Genomic DNA, 17,388 nt, shown 5'->3' with positions numbered 1-17,388 from the left:
TATGTTTGCAATAAAAAACCCAAATCCATTAAATGAACTTGGGTTTTAAATATGTTACAAGCCCTTAGGCTTTGGTCTTCATGCTTTAAGCTTAAACTAAGCCAATTGCTTGTTTAATTTTTCTGCTAATACTGATTTTGGAACAGCACCAACTTGTTTGTCAACAACCTGACCATCTTTAAAGTATAATAAAGCTGGGATGTTACGGATACCAAACTGCATTGAAATTTGAGGGTTGTTATCAACGTTTACTTTTCCAACTACCGCTTTACCATCATATTCCTTTGCGATTTCTTCTACTACTGGACCAACCATGCGACAAGGGCCACACCATTCTGCCCAAAAATCTACTAATACGGGTTTATCTGATTTTAATACAAGCTCCTCGAAGTTTGCATCTGTGATTTCTAATGCCATAATTATTTTTTTTATGTTCAAATATATGTATTCAATTGTAATGCCAACCCATCTGTAATGTCAATTTGACATTATTTTGGTAAAAGCGCAGAGCGGTAGGCGTAAGGCGTTTTATGTTCGATAGGACTAAACGCTTGGCGCCAAGCGCCAAACGCTAGTTTAACTTGTAATTTACAACATTAAGCCCGAGTAATTGTTCCAAAAACTTATTGTTCGGGTTTATTTTGAGATTTTTCGAAGGCATATCCAACATAATCTCCTTTTCCCGATCAAAAATAGCGAAGTTAAGTTGGCAGTTTTGCTGCTCAGAGCTTGCCTTATTGTCTGCTAATATGGCTTCAATCTCGCGCATCAGTTGATCGTTAACCCGTTCAATTGGCACCTGGATAGTTAAACTTTTAGCTAATTTATCCCTCAGCTCAGACATTAAGTTAATGGCGGTAATTTTAAATTCCCAATCGCCGGCTTTACCGAAACGCTCACCAACCCGGCCTCTAATCTGTAAGAAATATCCTTCTGTTAAAAACGATTTAAACTTTAAAAAATCTTCTCCGAACAAGGCCATTTCGCTTGCATCCTCATAATCTTCGAAAACAAAAGTACCAAATGGCTTACCCGTTTTGGTAATCCTTTGCGATGCGGTTACCACCAGCCCACCTACACAAAGTTCACGGTTTTTTAGTTTTTCAAATTCGGCCAGAACCTCTTCATTGTTATCGCCCATACGCACCTTGTTGATCACGCTCAGTTGCTTAACGCCGTGTGTACAGAATTTATCGAGTTCGAGTTTATAATTATCTAAAGGGTGGCCAGAAAGAAAAATTCCAATGGCATCTTTCTCGTATTTCAACCTGTCCATTAACGCCCATTCTGGCGAAACTGGCAAACTTGGTTCTAAAATCAGATCAGCTTTAGAGCCCCCGAACAAAGATGCTTGCGAGGTGCTTTCATTGTTCTGAAAATCGTTGGCATACTTAATAATCTTTTCAATACCATTCATTTTATCGTTCGGGCCAATATAAAAATACTGCGCCCTATGTCCCCCAAAGGCATCGAAAGCGCCGCTGTATACAAAACTCTCGTAAGCTTTTTTATTTACAATGCGGGTGTTGGAACGCTTGGCGAAATCGTACACATTGCCATAAGGCCCATTTGCCAATCTTTCTTCGATAATACTTTCTACCGCCTTTTCACCCACACCTTTTACTGCCGACATGCCGAAACGAACTTCGCCCTTGGCATTTACCGAGAACTTGAGGTCAGATTCGTTTACATCAGGGCCTAATACCGTAACACTCATCTGGCGACATTCTTCCATAAAGAAGGCTACTTGTTTAATATCACTCATGTTGTTCGACAGTACCGCAGCCATATATTCGGCCGGGTAATGTGCTTTTAAGTATGCCGTTTGATAGGCAATCCATGCATAACAGGTAGAGTGCGATTTGTTGAAAGCGTAGGATGCAAATGCTTCCCAATCTTTCCATATTTTTTCTAAAGTTGTGGCATCGTGACCTTTTTCGGCCGCTTGTTTCACAAACTTTGGTTTCATTTTATCCAGAACCTCTTTCTGTTTCTTACCCATTGCCTTACGCAGAACGTCGGCCTCACCTTTGGTAAAGCCAGCCAGTTTCTGCGACAAAAGCATTACCTGCTCTTGATAAACGGTAATTCCATAAGTTTCTTTCAAATACTCTTCGCAGGCATCTAAATCATACTTAATTTCTTCTTCGCCATTTTTACGGCGAACGAAACTCGGAATGTACTCCATCGGTCCTGGGCGGTATAATGCGTTCATCGCAATTAAATCGTCGAAAACCGTTGGTTTCAGCTCCTTCATGTATTTCTGCATGCCGGGACTCTCGTACTGGAAAATCCCAATGGTTTCACCACGTTGGAAAAGTTCGTAAGTTAATACATCGTCGATTGGGAAAGTATCTGGATCGAGATCGATATTAAACCTTTTTTTAACCAGTTTTACGGTATCCTTGATCAGGGTAAGGGTTTTTAAGCCCAAAAAGTCCATCTTTAATAAACCAGCGCTTTCTACAACCGAGTTATCAAATTGGGTAACGTATAAATCAGAATCTTTTGCTGTAGCAACAGGAACGAAATTGGTAATATCGCTTGGCGTAATAATTACCCCGCAGGCGTGGATACCGGTGTTCCGTAAAGAGCCTTCTAAAATCTGTGCCTGTTGAATGGTTTCGGCACTCAAATCCTTTAATGCACCAAGGTTTTTCAATTCTACTACACGCTCATATTCATCAGGGCGCAAAGATTCTTTCAAGGTTTTTTCATCTAGATTGAAGATTTTTGCGAGCTTCATATTCGGAATCAGCTTTGCAATCTTATCTGCTTCAAAAAGTGGCAAATCCAACACTCTCGCTGTATCGCGGATAGAAGATTTGGCAGCCATGGTTCCATAAGTGATAATCTGCGCCACCTGGCTGGAACCGTATTTGTTGATTACGTATTCCATTACACGGCCACGGCCCTCATCATCAAAATCGATATCAATATCGGGCATGGAAACACGATCGGGATTTAAGAAACGCTCAAAAAGGAGATCGTACTTAATCGGATCGATATTCGTGATCCACAAACAATAAGCAACCACCGATCCGGCTGCAGAACCACGACCTGGACCTACCGAAACATCCCTGCGACGGGCTTCGGCAATAAAATCCTGTACAATCAGGAAATAACCCGGATAACCAGTTTTCTCAATGGTTTGCAATTCGAAATCTAAACGTTCGATAACCTCAGGGGTTAATACACCATAACGTTTCTTGGCACCTTCGTAAGTAAGGTGACGTAAAAATTTATTTTCTCCACGTTTTCCACCGTCGGCTTCATCCTCAGCAACCAAAAATTCTTCAGGAATATCGAATTTAGGTAAGAGTACTTCGCGGGCAAGTTTATAGATTTCAATCTTATCTACAATTTCTTTAATATTTACAATCGCCTCTGGCAAATCGGCAAAAAGCGATTTCATTTCATCGCCAGATTTGAAATAATATTCTTGATTGGGCAAACCATACCGATAACCGCGGCCACGGCCAATTGGTGTTGCCTGTTTTTCGCCATCTTTTACACAAAGCAAAATATCGTGCGCATTCGCATCCTTTTTGTTAATGTAGTAGGTATTATTGGTAGCCACCAATTTAACCTCATGTTTGTGTGCCAAAGCAATCAGCGATTCGTTTACGCGATCTTCATCTTCCTGGTTATGGCGCATTACCTCTACATAGAAATCATCGCCAAACATGTTTTTCCACCAGATCAGTGCTTCTTCAGCCTGGGTTTCGCCCATGTTTAAAAGTTTGTTCGAAATCTCTCCAGAAAGGTTACCCGATAAAACGATAATATCATCTTTATACTGTTCAATTACCTCCCTATCGATACGTGGAACGTAATAAAACCCTTTGGTATAAGCAATAGAAGACATTTTAGCTAAATTGTGATAGCCTTTTTTGTTCTTCGCCAGCAACACCATCTGGTAACCGTTATCTTTTGCTGTCCGATCGAGGTGATTGCCACAAACAAAAAACTCAACGCCAACAATTGGTGTCATTACCACTTCCGTTGGACGTTCGTCGGCTTCTATTGCTGCTGCATTTTTCGCTTCGGCAGCTTTGTTGTGGTTTAAAACATTGTTTACGAAGTGGAAAGCCCCCATCATATTCGCATGATCGGTCATGGCTACTGCTGGCATTTTTTGAGCCGCAGCAGCTTTTATCAAATCGGGAATACTAATGGTACTTTGAAGCACCGAAAACTGGGTATGGTTATGCAAATGCACAAAAGTCGCTGCTGCAAGCTCCTGTTTATTTCCGGCAAGTTCTTGTTTGGAAATACCCCCACCTTCAGCTTTTTGTATACGCTTGCGAATTTCATCTGATGCTGCTTTTAAATTGATGTGTTTTAAACCAACACCTTCAATTGTAGCAGGATTTACCTCCCTAAAACGAGGAAAATATTCTACATCAACCTGTAATTCTTCTTTTTTAAAAACTTCTCTTTTTACCAGCTCCAAGAAACAACGCGTAGTTGCTTCCACATCGGCAGTAGCGTTGTGCGCTTCGTTAAAAGGAGCGCCAAACAGATAAGCGTGCAGTTCGGTTAAGGTTGGCAATTTAAACCTGCCGCCTCTACCGCCGGGTAATTGTAAAAGTTGGGCGGTAACTTCCGTACAGGTATCCAAAACGGGCATCTCTGCCAAACGGTTGGCCACACCAAAGCGGTGAAACTCACAGCCCATAATGTTCACGTCGAAGCCAACATTTTGCCCTACAATGAACTTGGCTTTGTTTAAAACTTCGTTAAACTTGGCCAGCATCTCATCGAAACCGATACCTTGTTCGGCAGCGAGTTCGGTGGAGATACCGTGGATTCTTTCTGCATCATACGGAATATTAAACCCCTCTGGCTTAACCAGATAATCCTGATGTTCAACCAATCTCCCCATCTCATCGTGCAGTTGCCATGCAATTTGTATACAACGTGGCCAATTATCCGTATCGGTAATGGGTGCGTTATAATTACGTGGCAAACCAGTGGTTTCAGTATCAAAAATTAAGTACATATTGTGCGGCAAAGAATTAACCGTTTTAGAATAATAACGGTTCTTCAAAAATAAGAATTTTGACAGGTGGTTTTGTCAGATTTTATCAACAAAAATATGACGAACAAACCTATCAGGTTTTTTAAATAAGAAATCCCGGACAATAAATGATTTCGGGATTAAAGTCTTAAAAAACTTCGGGAATTTTAAAAACTTACAAAGTTTAAATCACTAGAAATTACCCTTTCAAAGTCTCTAATAAAACTTTTGCTGCCTCTTCTGATGAACCTGGGTTTTGTCCGGTAATAAGCAAACCATCCTTTTTTACATAAGAACCCCAATCGGCACCTTTGCTATAATGGCCCCCAAGTTTTTTAAATTCATCCTCCAATAAAAAAGGAACAACATCTGTTAACTTAACAGCTTCTTCTTCCGAATTTGAAAACCCAGTAACTGCCTTACCTTTTACTAAAGGATCCCCATTTTGGTCTTTAACTTTAATAAGCACTCCAGGTGCATGACATACAAAAGCTACAGGTTTTTTAGCTTTATAAAATTCTTCAATCAGCGCAATGGATTTTTCATCGTTTGCCAAATCCCATAACGGGCCATGACCTCCTGGATAGAATACCGCATCAAAATCCTTTTCATTTACCGTATTTAACTGAACAGTGTTTGCCAAAATTTCCTGTACTTTTTCATCAGCTTTAAATCTTTTCGTTGCTTCCGTCTGCGCATCAGGGGCATCACTTTTCGGGTCGATGGGTGGCTGTCCTCCCTTTGGAGAAGCTAATGTTATTTCTACTCCGGCATCAGCCAATAAATAATACGGTGCAGCAAATTCCTCAATCCAAAAACCTGTTTTTTCACCGGTATTTCCCAACTCGCTGTGGGATGTTAAAACCATTAGTATTTTCATTATTATAATTTTATTTATGTTTACTAACAACCATCAGATTAAAACCTGACAGACTTACCTATTAATTTCAAAAATGTTCCTGACTGACCAATTCAGTCACATTATATCCCTTTTGTCTACACCGCTCGATAATATGCACCAATAAGTCAGCTTCCATTTTGGGTTCGCGTGCCATAATAAACAGGTATTTTTCATCGGGATGACCCACAACCACATAACTGTAATCATCTGCAAGTTCGATAATCCAATAACCGATTTTAAAGGGCCATAAAAACTGTGCTTTCATCTCGCCAGCATGCTTTTCTTCGTCGAAAAACAGTTTTGAAGTGATCGATTTTTCTTCAGGCTTTCCTTCTTTATGATAAGTGGTATACACATCGAAATGATCATTATCGGCCAAAGTGTAGGTTTCGGTGGTTTGTTTCCAATGTTTATCCAATAAAGTTGGGATAGAATATAATGAATACCATTTACCTTCAAAGGCTTTATAATCGATATTTGAAATGGGCTTATTTTCCATAATTGGGCTTTGCTTTAATGCTTATGCTTTTGAACATATTAAGTAAACCATCATCAAATTATAAAGTTTTGAAAAGGATTTTTAAACCTTATATTTATTTCTACCTTCGATTAAATATTTAACGATACGCAAACCATTAAAATAAAATATATGAAAGTAACGGTTGTTGGCGCAGGCGCAGTTGGTGCCACTTGTGCAGATAATATTGCCCGCAAAGAATTGGCAAACGAACTTGTCCTGTTAGATATTAAAGAAGGTTTTGCTGAAGGCAAAGCCATCGACATGATGCAAACTGCAACCCTTTTGGGTTTCGATACCAAAATTACTGGTGTAACTGGCGATTACAGCAAAACCGCTGGTTCTGATGTGGTGGTAATTACCTCAGGCTTGCCCCGTAAACCAGGGATGACCAGAGAAGAACTGATTGGTATTAATGCTGGTATTGTTAAAGGTGTTGCAGAAAATATTCTAAAATTCTCTCCAGAAGCCATTTTCATTGTGATCAGTAATCCGATGGATACCATGACTTACCTGGCCTTAAAATCTTTAGGTCTACCTAAAAACCGTATTATCGGCATGGGTGGAACGTTAGATAGCTCGCGTTTCAAATTTTATTTATCGCAGGCTTTAAATTGTAACCCGAACGATTTACAAGGTTTTGTAATTGGTGGACATGGCGATACCACCATGATTCCTTTAACCCGTTTAGCTACATACCAAAGTTTACCGGTGAGCAATTTATTGGATAAAGCTACGCTTGATAAAGTTGCAGCTGATACCATGGTTGGTGGTGCTACTTTAACTGGCCTGATCGGAACTTCAGCCTGGTATGCTCCAGGTGCCGCAGGCGCTGCATTGGTTGAAGCCATTTTGCGCGATGAGAAAAAATTGTTTACCTGCTGTGTTTCTCTTGAAGGAGAATACGGACAAGAAGATATCTGTTTAGGTGTACCGGTAATTATTGGCCGCAGTGGCTGGGAAAAAATCATCGATTTTAAATTAACCGATGATGAGCAGGCTGCATTTAACAAAAGTGCCGATGCAGTAAGAAATATGAATAGTGTACTGGCAGAAATGAAGTTGGTTTAATATCATTCTGAAGATTAATTTTTAACGAAAGCATTAAATTACTAAAATAGGTTTCCTCGGTGCGTCATTCCCAACTCGATTGGGAATCTTAATGCAATAGGATTTAAGATTCCCGCCTGCGCGAGAATGACGACCGTTCTTTTACATCCGTCTATTTTATAACGATCTGTTAGCAATTTTAATAGGGCTATCCAGTAATTGATAACTAGGAGCTGTTCGTTCTTCAGTACAACATAAATAAACAATGAAATCAATTTCCATCCCGCTTAAACTGATAAACTTACAGGATGACGGTTACCACCTTTTGGTGGAAGTTGTTGTTTTTAAGGAAAAAAATTTTGCTGTTTTAGATACTGGCGCCTCAAGAAGTGTATTCGATAAATCGTTAATTGAGCAACACCTATCAGAAACCCTGCAGGTATCTGACGAAATTAATGCAGCCACTCTTTTTACCACCACTACTACCATCCAGGCTACAATTCCTGAACTAAAAATCGGATCGTTAAAGATCAAGAATTATGAAACCGTGGCTTTTGATCTGCAATCGGTTAGCGAAACTTATCAACAATTTGGCCACCCACCTATTATGAGTATTATTGGTGGAGATATCTTAATGCAATATAAAGCCGTTATTGATTATAAGAAAACGACCCTTAGGCTTTATAGATAAGCGTAATCTCATTTTATGACCTTAATCATTTTTATTAAGCTCTTTTAAATGATATTTGAACCTGATGAAAAAGTTGATCACAATCTTTTGTGTTATTTTTTGGGCAGGGCTAATTGGTGGAATCAGTTTTTTGGAAGCTCCGCTAAAATTCCAGGCACCCAGGATTACAATTCCACTTGGTTTAGGTATTGGTCAATTGGTTTTTCAGGCGCTTAATAAAATAGAGGTCGTATTAGTCATTATCATTTTAGCCTGCTCCCTACCAGCACCTTTAAAAAATATCAGCAGCATTTTACTTTTCTCGATTACCGTTCTTTTAATGGCAGATACTTTTTGGCTACTGCCATTGCTCGATGAAAGGGCAAAACTGGTTTTGGCTTGCAATGCTCCAATCAAAAGTTATCATCATATTTTGTACATCATTGTCGACGCCATCAAATTCCTATTGTTGATTGTTCTAGGTTTTTTAAGTTTAAAATCACTGCACCATGAAAAAAGATATTCATAATAGAGAAGATATTGTCCTTTTAGTAGATACCTTTTATAAACAGGTTGCGCTCAACAAACAGATAGGGCCAATATTTACCGATGTTGCCAAAGTAGACTGGTCACATCACCTTCCAAAAATGTACAATTTCTGGGAAAGTATCGTTTTCGGAAAGGCAATTTACAAAGGCAACCCTATGCTTACCCATTTTGCATTGAATGAACGAACACCCCTGCAAACTGAAGCATTTGAAACCTGGAAACACCTCTTTTTCAAAACTGTTGACGATCTTTTTACGGGAGAAAATGCAGATCTGATTAAACAAAAAGCACAATCCATTGCCGATTTAATGCATTTTAAGATCAATGCTCCACAATCAAAGATTAAGATTGTTTAGTAAATTTTGCTTTGATTTAAGCTGGTTTCTTTATAAATTTAGTTAACCAAACTAAATTCAAATCATGAAATTTCTCAAAATCCTTATTGGCATTATTGTCGTATTGGCAATAATCATTATTGTGGGTGGCTTCTTCTTGCCTAAAAGCTATACAGTAAGTCGGTCTACAGTAATCAATGCTCCAGACAGCGTAATTTACAAGAACATTGCCGACTTTAAAGAATTCTATAAATGGAATCCTTGGGCAAAAATGGAACCTACGGCAAAAACTACATACGGTGGCGTTGCAGGCGAGCCAGGGCATTTATACGAATGGAAAGGTAAGGAAACAGGTAGTGGCTATATGAAAATAAAAAGTGTAACCCCTAATAAAGAGGTAGATATTGAATTAAAATTTATTGAGCCTTTTGAAAGTTTAGCGGATACAAAATTCGACATTCAACCTGAAGGAAGTAGCAATAAGGTAAGCTGGACAATGAGTGGAGAAAATAACCTGATCAGTAAATGGATGTGTGTGTTTGTGAGCATGGATAAAATGATCGGTAAAGATTTTGAAGATGGGCTAAAATTCTTGAAAGAAAAATCAGAAAAAGGAGTTTAGTTAATGAGTGATCCTAAGGAATTCCTTCTTAGAAAAACATTAGCGTGAGGTTAAAGGCTGCGTAGAATCGTCATTATAAGAAGGCTTTTTCAGCCGACAGCCTGCCCCGATTTTCGGGGAAGCAATCTTTATAGCAAGATTCCTAGCATGAAAGATTGCTTCGTCGTTCCTCCTCGCAACGACACTTCTATTATAATATGTCAGTCTGAGCGTAGTCGAAGACCACTTAAAAATTATTTAAAGCCTCTCGTTTGAGAGGCTTTTTTATGCTTCAATTTATATTCATCCAAACAATTGTGTCGGCTTAGCGTTAAAAAAGCATTAAAACCAGCTAAACCATTAATTAATATTTTGTAATTCCCTATTTTTTAGATTACTTGCCAACAAAATGAATTTATTACTTGTAGAAGATGAACCGAGCGTTGTATCTGTAATTTCGAGAGGTTTAAGCGATGAGGGATTTACCGTGAGTATAGCTCCTGATGGTTTAATCGGGAAACAGATGGCTATAGAAAATCAGTTCGACCTGATTATTCTCGACATCATGCTACCTGGAATAAATGGATTGGAACTCTGCAAGATCATTAAAGAACAAAAACCAAATACACCTATTATTATGCTTACCGCTCTGGGTACTACAGAAAATGTGGTAAACGGGTTAGACAATGGCGCAGATGACTACCTGATCAAACCTTTTAAATTTGCCGAGCTTTTTGCGCGGATCAGGATGCTGTTGAGGCGATATCATGGCGTGGTTTCACAAGATCAGATTATTTCCATAGCAGACCTCCAGATTAATTTAAGCGCAAAAACGGTAAAGCGTAATCAGCAAGAAATTGTACTCACCGCCACAGAATATCGCCTGATTGAATATATGGCTAAAAATAAATCCAAAATTTTATCTCGGATAGATATCTTGGAAAATGTTTGGGATATCGACTTTAACCTTGGCACCAATGTGGTTGATGTTTATGTTAATTATCTTCGCAAAAAAATAGATAAAAATTCTGATCAAAAGCTTATCCACACCGCAGTAGGCTTAGGTTATATATTAAAGGAAAAATAAATGGAGATAGCCAAGAAAATCACTTTACTTTTCGCCATTTTATCGGCAATCATTATCTCTTTATTAAGTGGTTTTGTTTGGTATTTTTCTAACGATTTCGCTTTTGAAGATTTTTATAAACGTTTAGAGGCCAGGGTTAATATCGCTGCCCAGATTAAATTATACGAAGACGAAAACAATAAGGTTTACGCTAAAATGCGTAATCAATACCTTGAGCGGTTGCCTTCAGAAAAAGAATATATAATAGAAGCTGGGAAGCCAACCGATAAATTGGACCGAGAGCTACCGGCTAGTTTTTACAACCGAATAAATGCCGGATATGTAGCACGTTATCGTATTGAAAACCACTTTTATGCAGGGAAATTCTTTAAAAATCACGATGCTGGATATATTGTGATTGTTTCGGCAAACGATCCCTTCGGCTTTCGGGAACTAAAAGACCTGCAAAGAATTTTGATTATCGGTTTTTTCCTTTCTGTTATTTTATCGTTTGTTGTTGGCTGGAAATTTTCTAACTACATGTTAATGCCATTAAGAAATATAATTAAAAGTGTAAAGAAGATAAAAGCAGAAAATTTACACCTGAGGCTGGATGTAAAAAAAGGCAATGATGAAATGTCGCAATTGGCCCAAACCTTTAACAACATGCTTAACCGTTTAGAAACAGCTTTCGAAACGCAAAATAACTTTATCAGCAATGCTTCGCACGAGTTAAGAACACCATTAACGATTATTAGTGGTGAGGTTGAACTGGCGATGAAGACTATTGAAGATACCGCAAAACAGGAAAAAGCTTTAGCGAAAATTAAAGATGAGGCAGAAAGATTAGAACATATCCTAACCAGTTTATTGGGCCTGGCACAATCTGGCTTTAATGGAAAAAACCAACCTTGGGAAGAGGTACGGATGGACGAACTGTTATGGGAAATTAAAGAATCGGTTAACCAGGTACACCCCAACAGTAAGATAGAAATCGACTTTACCAAACTGCCTGATGATGAAGAATTGCTAACACTGCGTGTAAACAAAAACCTGATTAAACTTGCCATCAGCAATATTGTAAACAATGCCTGTAAATACTCAAATGAAAATCTGGTAAGTATTAGTATCGAAAGCAATGCCAATATGCTATCAATTGCCGTAACGGATAGAGGAATTGGAATACCACAGACAGATATACAGCATATATTTGAACCCTTTTATCGTGCATCGAACACCAATGATTTTAAGGGATATGGCGTTGGCTTACCCCTTTCTCTAAATATCATCCGTCTGCATAGAGGTAGTATTGCCATTAAATCGCAAGAAGGGGTTGGCACAGAGATTAAGGTTTTATTGCCAACGAAGGGTTAATCGGTTAATTGTTTAAACTGGTTAATTGTGAAATCAATCCCAACAATCAAACAATTTATCAACCTAGTATTCCGTTATCCTATTTTTAGTTAACCGATTAACCATTTTACACAGTTAATCAATAATTACTCCAAAAAGGAGTGCGCTCTAATCTCATTCTAATCGCGCTCTTATTTCGCTATAATATCATCGCGCTAAACTTGTATAAATAATTTTTCCATTCATTTAAACAAGTTATAGCGATGAAAACTGTATTAGTACCGACCGATTTTAAATTAGAAAGCATTAAAATTATTGATGCGCTTGTTCAGCACCAAAAAAATGAAACTTTAAATATCATTTTTGTACATGCCTTTAAATTATCAGATTCTATAACTGATATGTTAATGTTGAGCCGCCGCAGCCGTGATTACGAAAATGTTAGCGACGAATTTTATCAGCAGATAAATCAAGCCAAGGCAAAATACCCTAGTCAAATCAATACCATTGGGATCGAATATTTTTACGGAAGTACAGTAGCCGCTTTCAAAAATTTTATCGAAGCTTTTGATGTAGAGCATATTGCCTATTTAAAAGAGTACAATTTTACGCCGATAAATAAATTCAGCATCGACCCTAAAATATTAACAGAACGTGCAGGCTGCGAAGTAATCCAATTAAATACTTTGACTGTTCATGCCTCAGAAAACTTAATTGACACAAAAATACACGAAGCGCAACTGCAAGAAGCAAACGCTTAATCATCAATTTTAAACTAAATACTATGCTGTTACGAAATAATATTCCGCTCACTTATATATTCGGAAAGATCAAAAAAGAACTTCTGTTTGTTATTGGCTACTCTATAGGTATTGTGGTACTGTATGAAAACTTTCATGTTACACGCATTTCTATTCCTGTTGCTGTACCAGCTTTATTAGGAACAATCATTTCGCTGCTATTGGCGTTTCGGTCTAACCAAGCTTACGATAGATGGTGGGAGGCCAGGATTCTATGGGGCGCCATAGTTAACGATTCGAGAACCCTTTCCCGCCAAATATTATCTTTCGTTGAAAATCCTTACGGATTAGATGAAATTGAAGAATTTAAGGCGAGGTTTATCAAAAGACAGATTGCCTGGTGTTATGCCTTAAGTCAGGCGTTAAGGGGCTTTAATCCGCGCAAAGGTTTAGAGGAGTACGTTTCTGCAGAAGAAATTGCTTTTATTAAAAAACGCAAAAATGTAACTGCCACTATATTGGAACTGCATGCCATGGATCTGAAAAAAGCCTTACAGGAGGGCTGGATAAATAAATACCAGCAAATAGAAATTGACAAAACCATTACGGCTTTATGTAACCATATGGGCGGATCGGAGAGAATAAAAAACACCGTTTTTCCGGTTACTTATAGCAAATACATCAATATGTCTATCCATTTGTTCATCGTACTACTGCCTTTTGGCCTAATTGAATATTTTGGCTATATGGAAGTTCCACTAGTGGTTGCTATTGCTGCATTCTTTTTATTGGTTGAAAAAATGGCAGTTCACCTTCAGGATCCTTTCGAGAATAAACCTACCGATACACCAACTACAACAATTTGCAGAACTATTGAAAGAGATTTGTGCCAAATGTTGGATGATAATAAAATATACGAGGACAAACCTCAAACCGAATTGGCACCTGTGGGGTCATATTACATCCTGTAATACTTCTTGCCTAAAAATAATCTCATCATTTGAGATGGTTAGTTAATCAAAATGTATTTGCACTGGATAGCACAAATTATTTTGAAAGGTTTATAGTGATACAAAGCCATTCGTAAACGGAATGGCTTTGTTTTTAATCAAATGATCGTCATTGAGAGGCATTGCCTGCTCCGACTTTTCGGAGAAGCAATCTTAATGCTTTGGGTTTTACCAGCGAACGTTGTGCTCAGTAAAGTCAGATGTTACCATCTGACTCATCACAATTTATACAAATGAGAAAAACTCAATATAGTGTAAGATGGTAACATCTTCCACCACAATCGAATAAAAAACCCTCTCCAAGATTTAACTTGAAGAGGGTTTGTTCGTATTTTAAAGTCCCCTTCAGGGGATTTAGGGGTTAAGCGTCAATTTTCGCATATTTTGCATTACGCTCAATAAACTCTCTACGTGGAGCAACTTCATCGCCCATTAACATAGAGAAAGTATGATCACATTCTGCTGCACTTTCGATTGTAGCTTGTAATAAAGTACGTGTAGCAGGATTCAATGTAGTATCCCAAAGTTGTTCAGCGTTCATCTCACCCAGACCTTTATAACGTTGGATGTGTACGCTATCTTCTTTTCCATTACCTTTAATACGTTGTACAGCCGCATCGCGTTGTACATCATTCCAGCAATATTCGAAATCTTTACCTTTTTTAACCTGGTAAAGCGGTGGTGATGCAATATAAACATAACCAGCTTCGATTAATGCCCGCATATAACGGTAGAAGAATGTTAAAATCAAAGTGGTAATGTGAGAACCATCAATATCCGCATCCGTCATGATTACGATTTTGTGGTAACGTAATTTGGTCATGTTTAACGCTTTATCATCTTCTGGTGTACCAATACTCACACCGATTGCCGTAAACATGTTTTTAATCTCGTCGTTCTCATAGATTTTGTGCTCCATCGCTTTTTCTACGTTCAAGATTTTACCTTTTAGTGGTAAAATAGCCTGAATGTTTCTATCACGACCTTGCTTAGCGGTACCACCCGCAGAGTCACCCTCTACCAGGTAAATCTCACATTTTTCTGGATCACTATCTGAGCAATCGGCAAGTTTACCTGGTAAACCAGAACCGCCCATCACACTCTTACGTTGAACCATCTCACGTGCTTTACGTGCTGCAGCACGGGCCGTAGCAGCTAAGATCACCTTGTTAACGATCATTTTAGCCTCTTTTGGATTTTCTTCCAAATAAGCGCCTAAAGCTTCACCAACAGCAATATCAACCGCACCCATTACTTCGGTATTACCCAATTTGGTTTTGGTTTGCCCTTCAAATTGGGGTTCTTGTACTTTAACCGAAACCACAGCTGTTAAACCTTCTCTAAAGTCATCGCCAGTGATTTCCATTTTCAGGTTTTTCAATAAGCCAGATTTATCGGCATAGCTTTTCAGCGTACGTGTTAAACCTCTACGAAAACCTGCAATGTGTGTACCGCCTTCGTGTGTATTGATATTGTTTACATAAGAGTGAACATTTTCTGAGTAGCTATCGTTGTATTGGAAAGCCAACTCCACAGGAACACCATTTTTAATTCCATCAATATAAATAGGCTCAGGCAGGAAAGAAGCTCTTGTGCCATCTAAAAAGGAAACAAATTCTTTTAAGCCACCTTCAGATTGAAAAACTTCTGATAAGAATGTTCCATCTTCTAAAGCTTCACGCTCATCTGTTAAGGTTAATTTAATTCCTTTATTCAAGAAAGCCAATTCGCGCAAACGAGCAGCTAAAGTATCGTATTTATATTCAGTTGTTTGTGTAAAAATGGTTGCATCAGGACTGAAAGTTACAATGGTACCGCGCTTATCGGTAACACCAGTTTCCTTTACATCATATAAAGGTTTACCGATATTGTATTCCTGCATCCAGATTTTACCTTCACGGTGAACCTCTGCTTTTAGATGCGTAGATAATGCGTTAACGCAACTTACCCCAACACCATGCAAACCACCAGAAACTTTGTAAGTATCTTTATCAAATTTACCACCTGCGTGTAAAACCGTCATTACGATTTCTAAAGCCGATTTATTTTCTTTTGTATTAATCCCAGTCGGAATACCACGACCATTATCTTCTACCCTAATGGAGTTACCCTCTAAAATTCTAACGTCGATTGTATCTGCATGACCGGCCAAAGCCTCATCAATTGAGTTATCTACAACCTCATAAACTAAATGGTGTAAACCTTTCACACCAGTATCACCTATATACATTGAAGGGCGCTTACGCACCGCTTCTAAACCTTCTAAAACCTGTATATTATCTGCCGAATAATTTGACTTTAAATCCTGTTCTTCGCTCATATTTTAATTAAAAACAATAAGTATCAAAAATACGGAAATTTTGGCATTTAACCCAATATGTGGATAAGTTTTAGACTGTGAAAAAGCGATAAAGTCTCTGCACTAAAGCATTAAACATAAAGCAGGTTAAGATTATTTAAGGAAGGTTTTGAAAAGCAAAGCAAACCTTGCAAATAGGTATTAAACGACTATCTCACTAGCCACCCACCAAACGTTCCCATGGAACGAAAACGCCAATTATTCAATTGGCTACCCATGAGTCGTCCCGCTGGGACGGCAATGATTAGTTTCCAAATTACAAATCGTTCCGTAGGAACGACTCATGGGTAGAAAAAAATGAAATATTTTTTTCGTTCCGTAGGAACGTTTGGTGTTATGAAATTTGCTATTGCCACCCTGCAACCCCAAATAGCAATGCTAGCCGTGCCACCTAAACCCGATGGCAGCGGGCATGAAATAAAGCGAACAGCGGGTGTAACATTAAAATGAAATACCGCAATTGCTTTCCTCAATCAAAAACATTAGTATTTTACAATCGCTTATATTTATCGGATTGGCTTTAAATTGGATATAAAAACTAATTTATATAAGTTTGCTAAAATTTATTAAACAAGAATGGAAAGAAGAACCTTTAAAACCTTTGGTTTACTTGCAACAGCAACTTTGATAACTGCTTTCTCTGCATGCCAGAACAAAGACACTAAAACTACTGAAACTAAAAAAACTGAGGGTACTACTGCAGCAGTTTCTCCAGCTGAGAAAATTGTGTACGTAAACTCCGACTCGTTACTTACAAAATACGAATACTTCAAAGATCTTAAAGTGAAATTTGAAGGTAAGTCCAAAAATGCTCAAGCAGATATGCAGGCTAAAGGTCAGGCTTTTCAAAGAGAGGTTGCACAATACCAACAATCGGCACAAACTTTATCGGCCGATCAACGTAAAAGCACTGAAGAGCGTTTAGCACGTAAACAACAAGAACTACAAACTTACCAACAAAATGCTGGTGGTGCTTTACAGAATGAGCAAGCTGCTGAGAATGAAAAACTTTATGATAAAGTTGCCGATTACTTAAAAGGTTACGCCAAGGAAAAAGGTTATAAAATGGTTTTAACTTACTCAAAAGGTAACAGCGCTATTTTATTTGCCGACGAAAGTTTAGACGTTACTTCAGAAGTAATTAAAGGCTTAAACGCAGAATACAGCAAAAAATAAGCGAATAGCTATTAAAATATAGATGCTCCGTATAAATC

The 17,388-nt window shown here is 38.2% G+C and carries 15 protein-coding genes; 10 read left to right on the top strand and 5 right to left on the bottom strand.

The features are described from left to right. Window positions 1-96: 96 nt before the first annotated feature. From trxA to EZ456_RS03235, 4 genes are all read right to left on the bottom strand, one after another. Window positions 97-417, bottom strand: coding sequence for a thioredoxin (trxA, locus tag EZ456_RS03250; RefSeq protein WP_029275428.1), 321 nt, complete (start codon window positions 415-417; stop codon window positions 97-99). Window positions 418-571: 154 nt separating this feature from the next. After that, a complete protein-coding gene (gene dnaE / locus EZ456_RS03245) occupies window positions 572-5,005 on the bottom strand; it encodes a DNA polymerase III subunit alpha (RefSeq protein ID WP_131527251.1) in 4,434 nt (1,477 codons plus the stop codon). 217 nt (window positions 5,006-5,222) lie between these two features. Then, window positions 5,223-5,903, bottom strand: a complete 681-nt coding sequence (locus EZ456_RS03240; RefSeq protein WP_131527249.1) for a type 1 glutamine amidotransferase domain-containing protein — start codon at window positions 5,901-5,903, stop codon at window positions 5,223-5,225. A 67-nt stretch (window positions 5,904-5,970) separates the two neighbouring features. After that, the gene (locus EZ456_RS03235) at window positions 5,971-6,423 is read right to left on the bottom strand and encodes a lipocalin family protein (protein WP_131527247.1); all 453 of its coding nucleotides are present in this window, start codon (window positions 6,421-6,423) and stop codon (window positions 5,971-5,973) included. Window positions 6,424-6,573: 150 nt separating this feature from the next. Between EZ456_RS03235 and mdh the strand changes: the two genes are divergently transcribed. The 9 genes from mdh (at window position 6,574) to EZ456_RS03190 (ending at window position 13,776) form a co-directional block, all read left to right on the top strand. Continuing rightward, window positions 6,574-7,512, top strand: coding sequence for a malate dehydrogenase (gene mdh / locus EZ456_RS03230; protein ID WP_131527245.1), 939 nt, complete (start codon window positions 6,574-6,576; stop codon window positions 7,510-7,512). 244 nt (window positions 7,513-7,756) lie between these two features. Continuing rightward, a complete protein-coding gene (locus EZ456_RS03225; RefSeq protein WP_131527243.1) occupies window positions 7,757-8,182 on the top strand; it encodes an aspartyl protease family protein in 426 nt (141 codons plus the stop codon). A gap of 64 nt (window positions 8,183-8,246) precedes the next feature. Continuing rightward, entirely contained in the window at window positions 8,247-8,690 is a 444-nt protein-coding gene (locus EZ456_RS03220) for a hypothetical protein (protein WP_131527241.1), read from the top strand. Further along, on the top strand, window positions 8,671-9,066 hold the full coding sequence (locus EZ456_RS03215; RefSeq protein ID WP_131527239.1) for a group III truncated hemoglobin: 396 nt from the start codon (window positions 8,671-8,673) through the stop codon (window positions 9,064-9,066). The genes EZ456_RS03220 and EZ456_RS03215 overlap by 20 nt, the downstream gene beginning before the upstream one ends. A 64-nt stretch (window positions 9,067-9,130) precedes the next feature. Then, window positions 9,131-9,667 (top strand): SRPBCC family protein, encoded by a 537-nt coding sequence (locus EZ456_RS03210; protein ID WP_131527237.1) that lies wholly within the window; start codon window positions 9,131-9,133, stop codon window positions 9,665-9,667. A gap of 388 nt (window positions 9,668-10,055) precedes the next feature. Continuing rightward, window positions 10,056-10,733 (top strand): response regulator transcription factor, encoded by a 678-nt coding sequence (locus tag EZ456_RS03205; protein WP_131527235.1) that lies wholly within the window; start codon window positions 10,056-10,058, stop codon window positions 10,731-10,733. Then, the gene (locus EZ456_RS03200; RefSeq protein WP_131527233.1) at window positions 10,734-12,086 is read left to right on the top strand and encodes a sensor histidine kinase; all 1,353 of its coding nucleotides are present in this window, start codon (window positions 10,734-10,736) and stop codon (window positions 12,084-12,086) included. A 242-nt stretch (window positions 12,087-12,328) separates the two neighbouring features. Further along, complete coding sequence (locus EZ456_RS03195) at window positions 12,329-12,826, top strand: hypothetical protein (RefSeq protein ID WP_131527231.1); 498 nt, start codon at window positions 12,329-12,331, stop codon at window positions 12,824-12,826. 23 nt (window positions 12,827-12,849) lie between these two features. Next, window positions 12,850-13,776 carry a bestrophin family protein gene (locus EZ456_RS03190; RefSeq protein WP_131527229.1) on the top strand — a complete coding sequence of 309 codons (927 nt, stop codon included), beginning with the start codon at window positions 12,850-12,852 and terminating at the stop codon, window positions 13,774-13,776. A gap of 400 nt (window positions 13,777-14,176) precedes the next feature. Here EZ456_RS03190 and gyrB read toward each other — a convergent pair whose 3' ends face one another. After that, window positions 14,177-16,135 (bottom strand): DNA topoisomerase (ATP-hydrolyzing) subunit B, encoded by a 1,959-nt coding sequence (gene gyrB / locus EZ456_RS03185; protein WP_131527227.1) that lies wholly within the window; start codon window positions 16,133-16,135, stop codon window positions 14,177-14,179. Between the two features lie 615 nt (window positions 16,136-16,750). Between gyrB and EZ456_RS03180 the strand changes: the two genes are divergently transcribed. Next, the gene (locus tag EZ456_RS03180) at window positions 16,751-17,350 is read left to right on the top strand and encodes an OmpH family outer membrane protein (protein ID WP_131527225.1); all 600 of its coding nucleotides are present in this window, start codon (window positions 16,751-16,753) and stop codon (window positions 17,348-17,350) included. Window positions 17,351-17,388: the final 38 nt, after the last annotated feature.

The sequence above is a fragment of the Pedobacter psychrodurus genome, from assembly GCF_004331735.1.
Taxonomy (GTDB): Bacteria; Bacteroidota; Bacteroidia; order Sphingobacteriales; family Sphingobacteriaceae; genus Pedobacter; species Pedobacter psychrodurus.
Note: the sequence above shows the minus strand (reverse complement) of the source record. Positions and strands in the feature narration are given on the sequence as shown.

Bases quoted from the DNA above. Each gene is read 5' to 3' on its own strand.
- EZ456_RS03225 (WP_131527243.1), top strand. From the start codon at position 7,757: ATGAAATCAATTTCCATCCCGCTTAAACTGATAAACTTACAGGATGAC.
- EZ456_RS03220 (WP_131527241.1), top strand. From the start codon at position 8,247: ATGAAAAAGTTGATCACAATCTTTTGTGTTATTTTTTGGGCAGGGCTA.
- gyrB (WP_131527227.1), bottom strand. From the start codon at position 16,135: ATGAGCGAAGAACAGGATTTAAAGTCAAATTATTCGGCAGATAATATA.
- EZ456_RS03200 (WP_131527233.1), top strand. From the start codon at position 10,734: ATGGAGATAGCCAAGAAAATCACTTTACTTTTCGCCATTTTATCGGCA.
- dnaE (WP_131527251.1), bottom strand. From the start codon at position 5,005: ATGTACTTAATTTTTGATACTGAAACCACTGGTTTGCCACGTAATTAT.
- mdh (WP_131527245.1), top strand. From the start codon at position 6,574: ATGAAAGTAACGGTTGTTGGCGCAGGCGCAGTTGGTGCCACTTGTGCA.
- EZ456_RS03195 (WP_131527231.1), top strand. From the start codon at position 12,329: ATGAAAACTGTATTAGTACCGACCGATTTTAAATTAGAAAGCATTAAA.
- EZ456_RS03235 (WP_131527247.1), bottom strand. From the start codon at position 6,423: ATGGAAAATAAGCCCATTTCAAATATCGATTATAAAGCCTTTGAAGGT.
- EZ456_RS03205 (WP_131527235.1), top strand. From the start codon at position 10,056: ATGAATTTATTACTTGTAGAAGATGAACCGAGCGTTGTATCTGTAATT.
- EZ456_RS03180 (WP_131527225.1), top strand. From the start codon at position 16,751: ATGGAAAGAAGAACCTTTAAAACCTTTGGTTTACTTGCAACAGCAACT.
- EZ456_RS03215 (WP_131527239.1), top strand. From the start codon at position 8,671: ATGAAAAAAGATATTCATAATAGAGAAGATATTGTCCTTTTAGTAGAT.
- EZ456_RS03190 (WP_131527229.1), top strand. From the start codon at position 12,850: ATGCTGTTACGAAATAATATTCCGCTCACTTATATATTCGGAAAGATC.
- trxA (WP_029275428.1), bottom strand. From the start codon at position 417: ATGGCATTAGAAATCACAGATGCAAACTTCGAGGAGCTTGTATTAAAA.
- EZ456_RS03210 (WP_131527237.1), top strand. From the start codon at position 9,131: ATGAAATTTCTCAAAATCCTTATTGGCATTATTGTCGTATTGGCAATA.
- EZ456_RS03240 (WP_131527249.1), bottom strand. From the start codon at position 5,903: ATGAAAATACTAATGGTTTTAACATCCCACAGCGAGTTGGGAAATACC.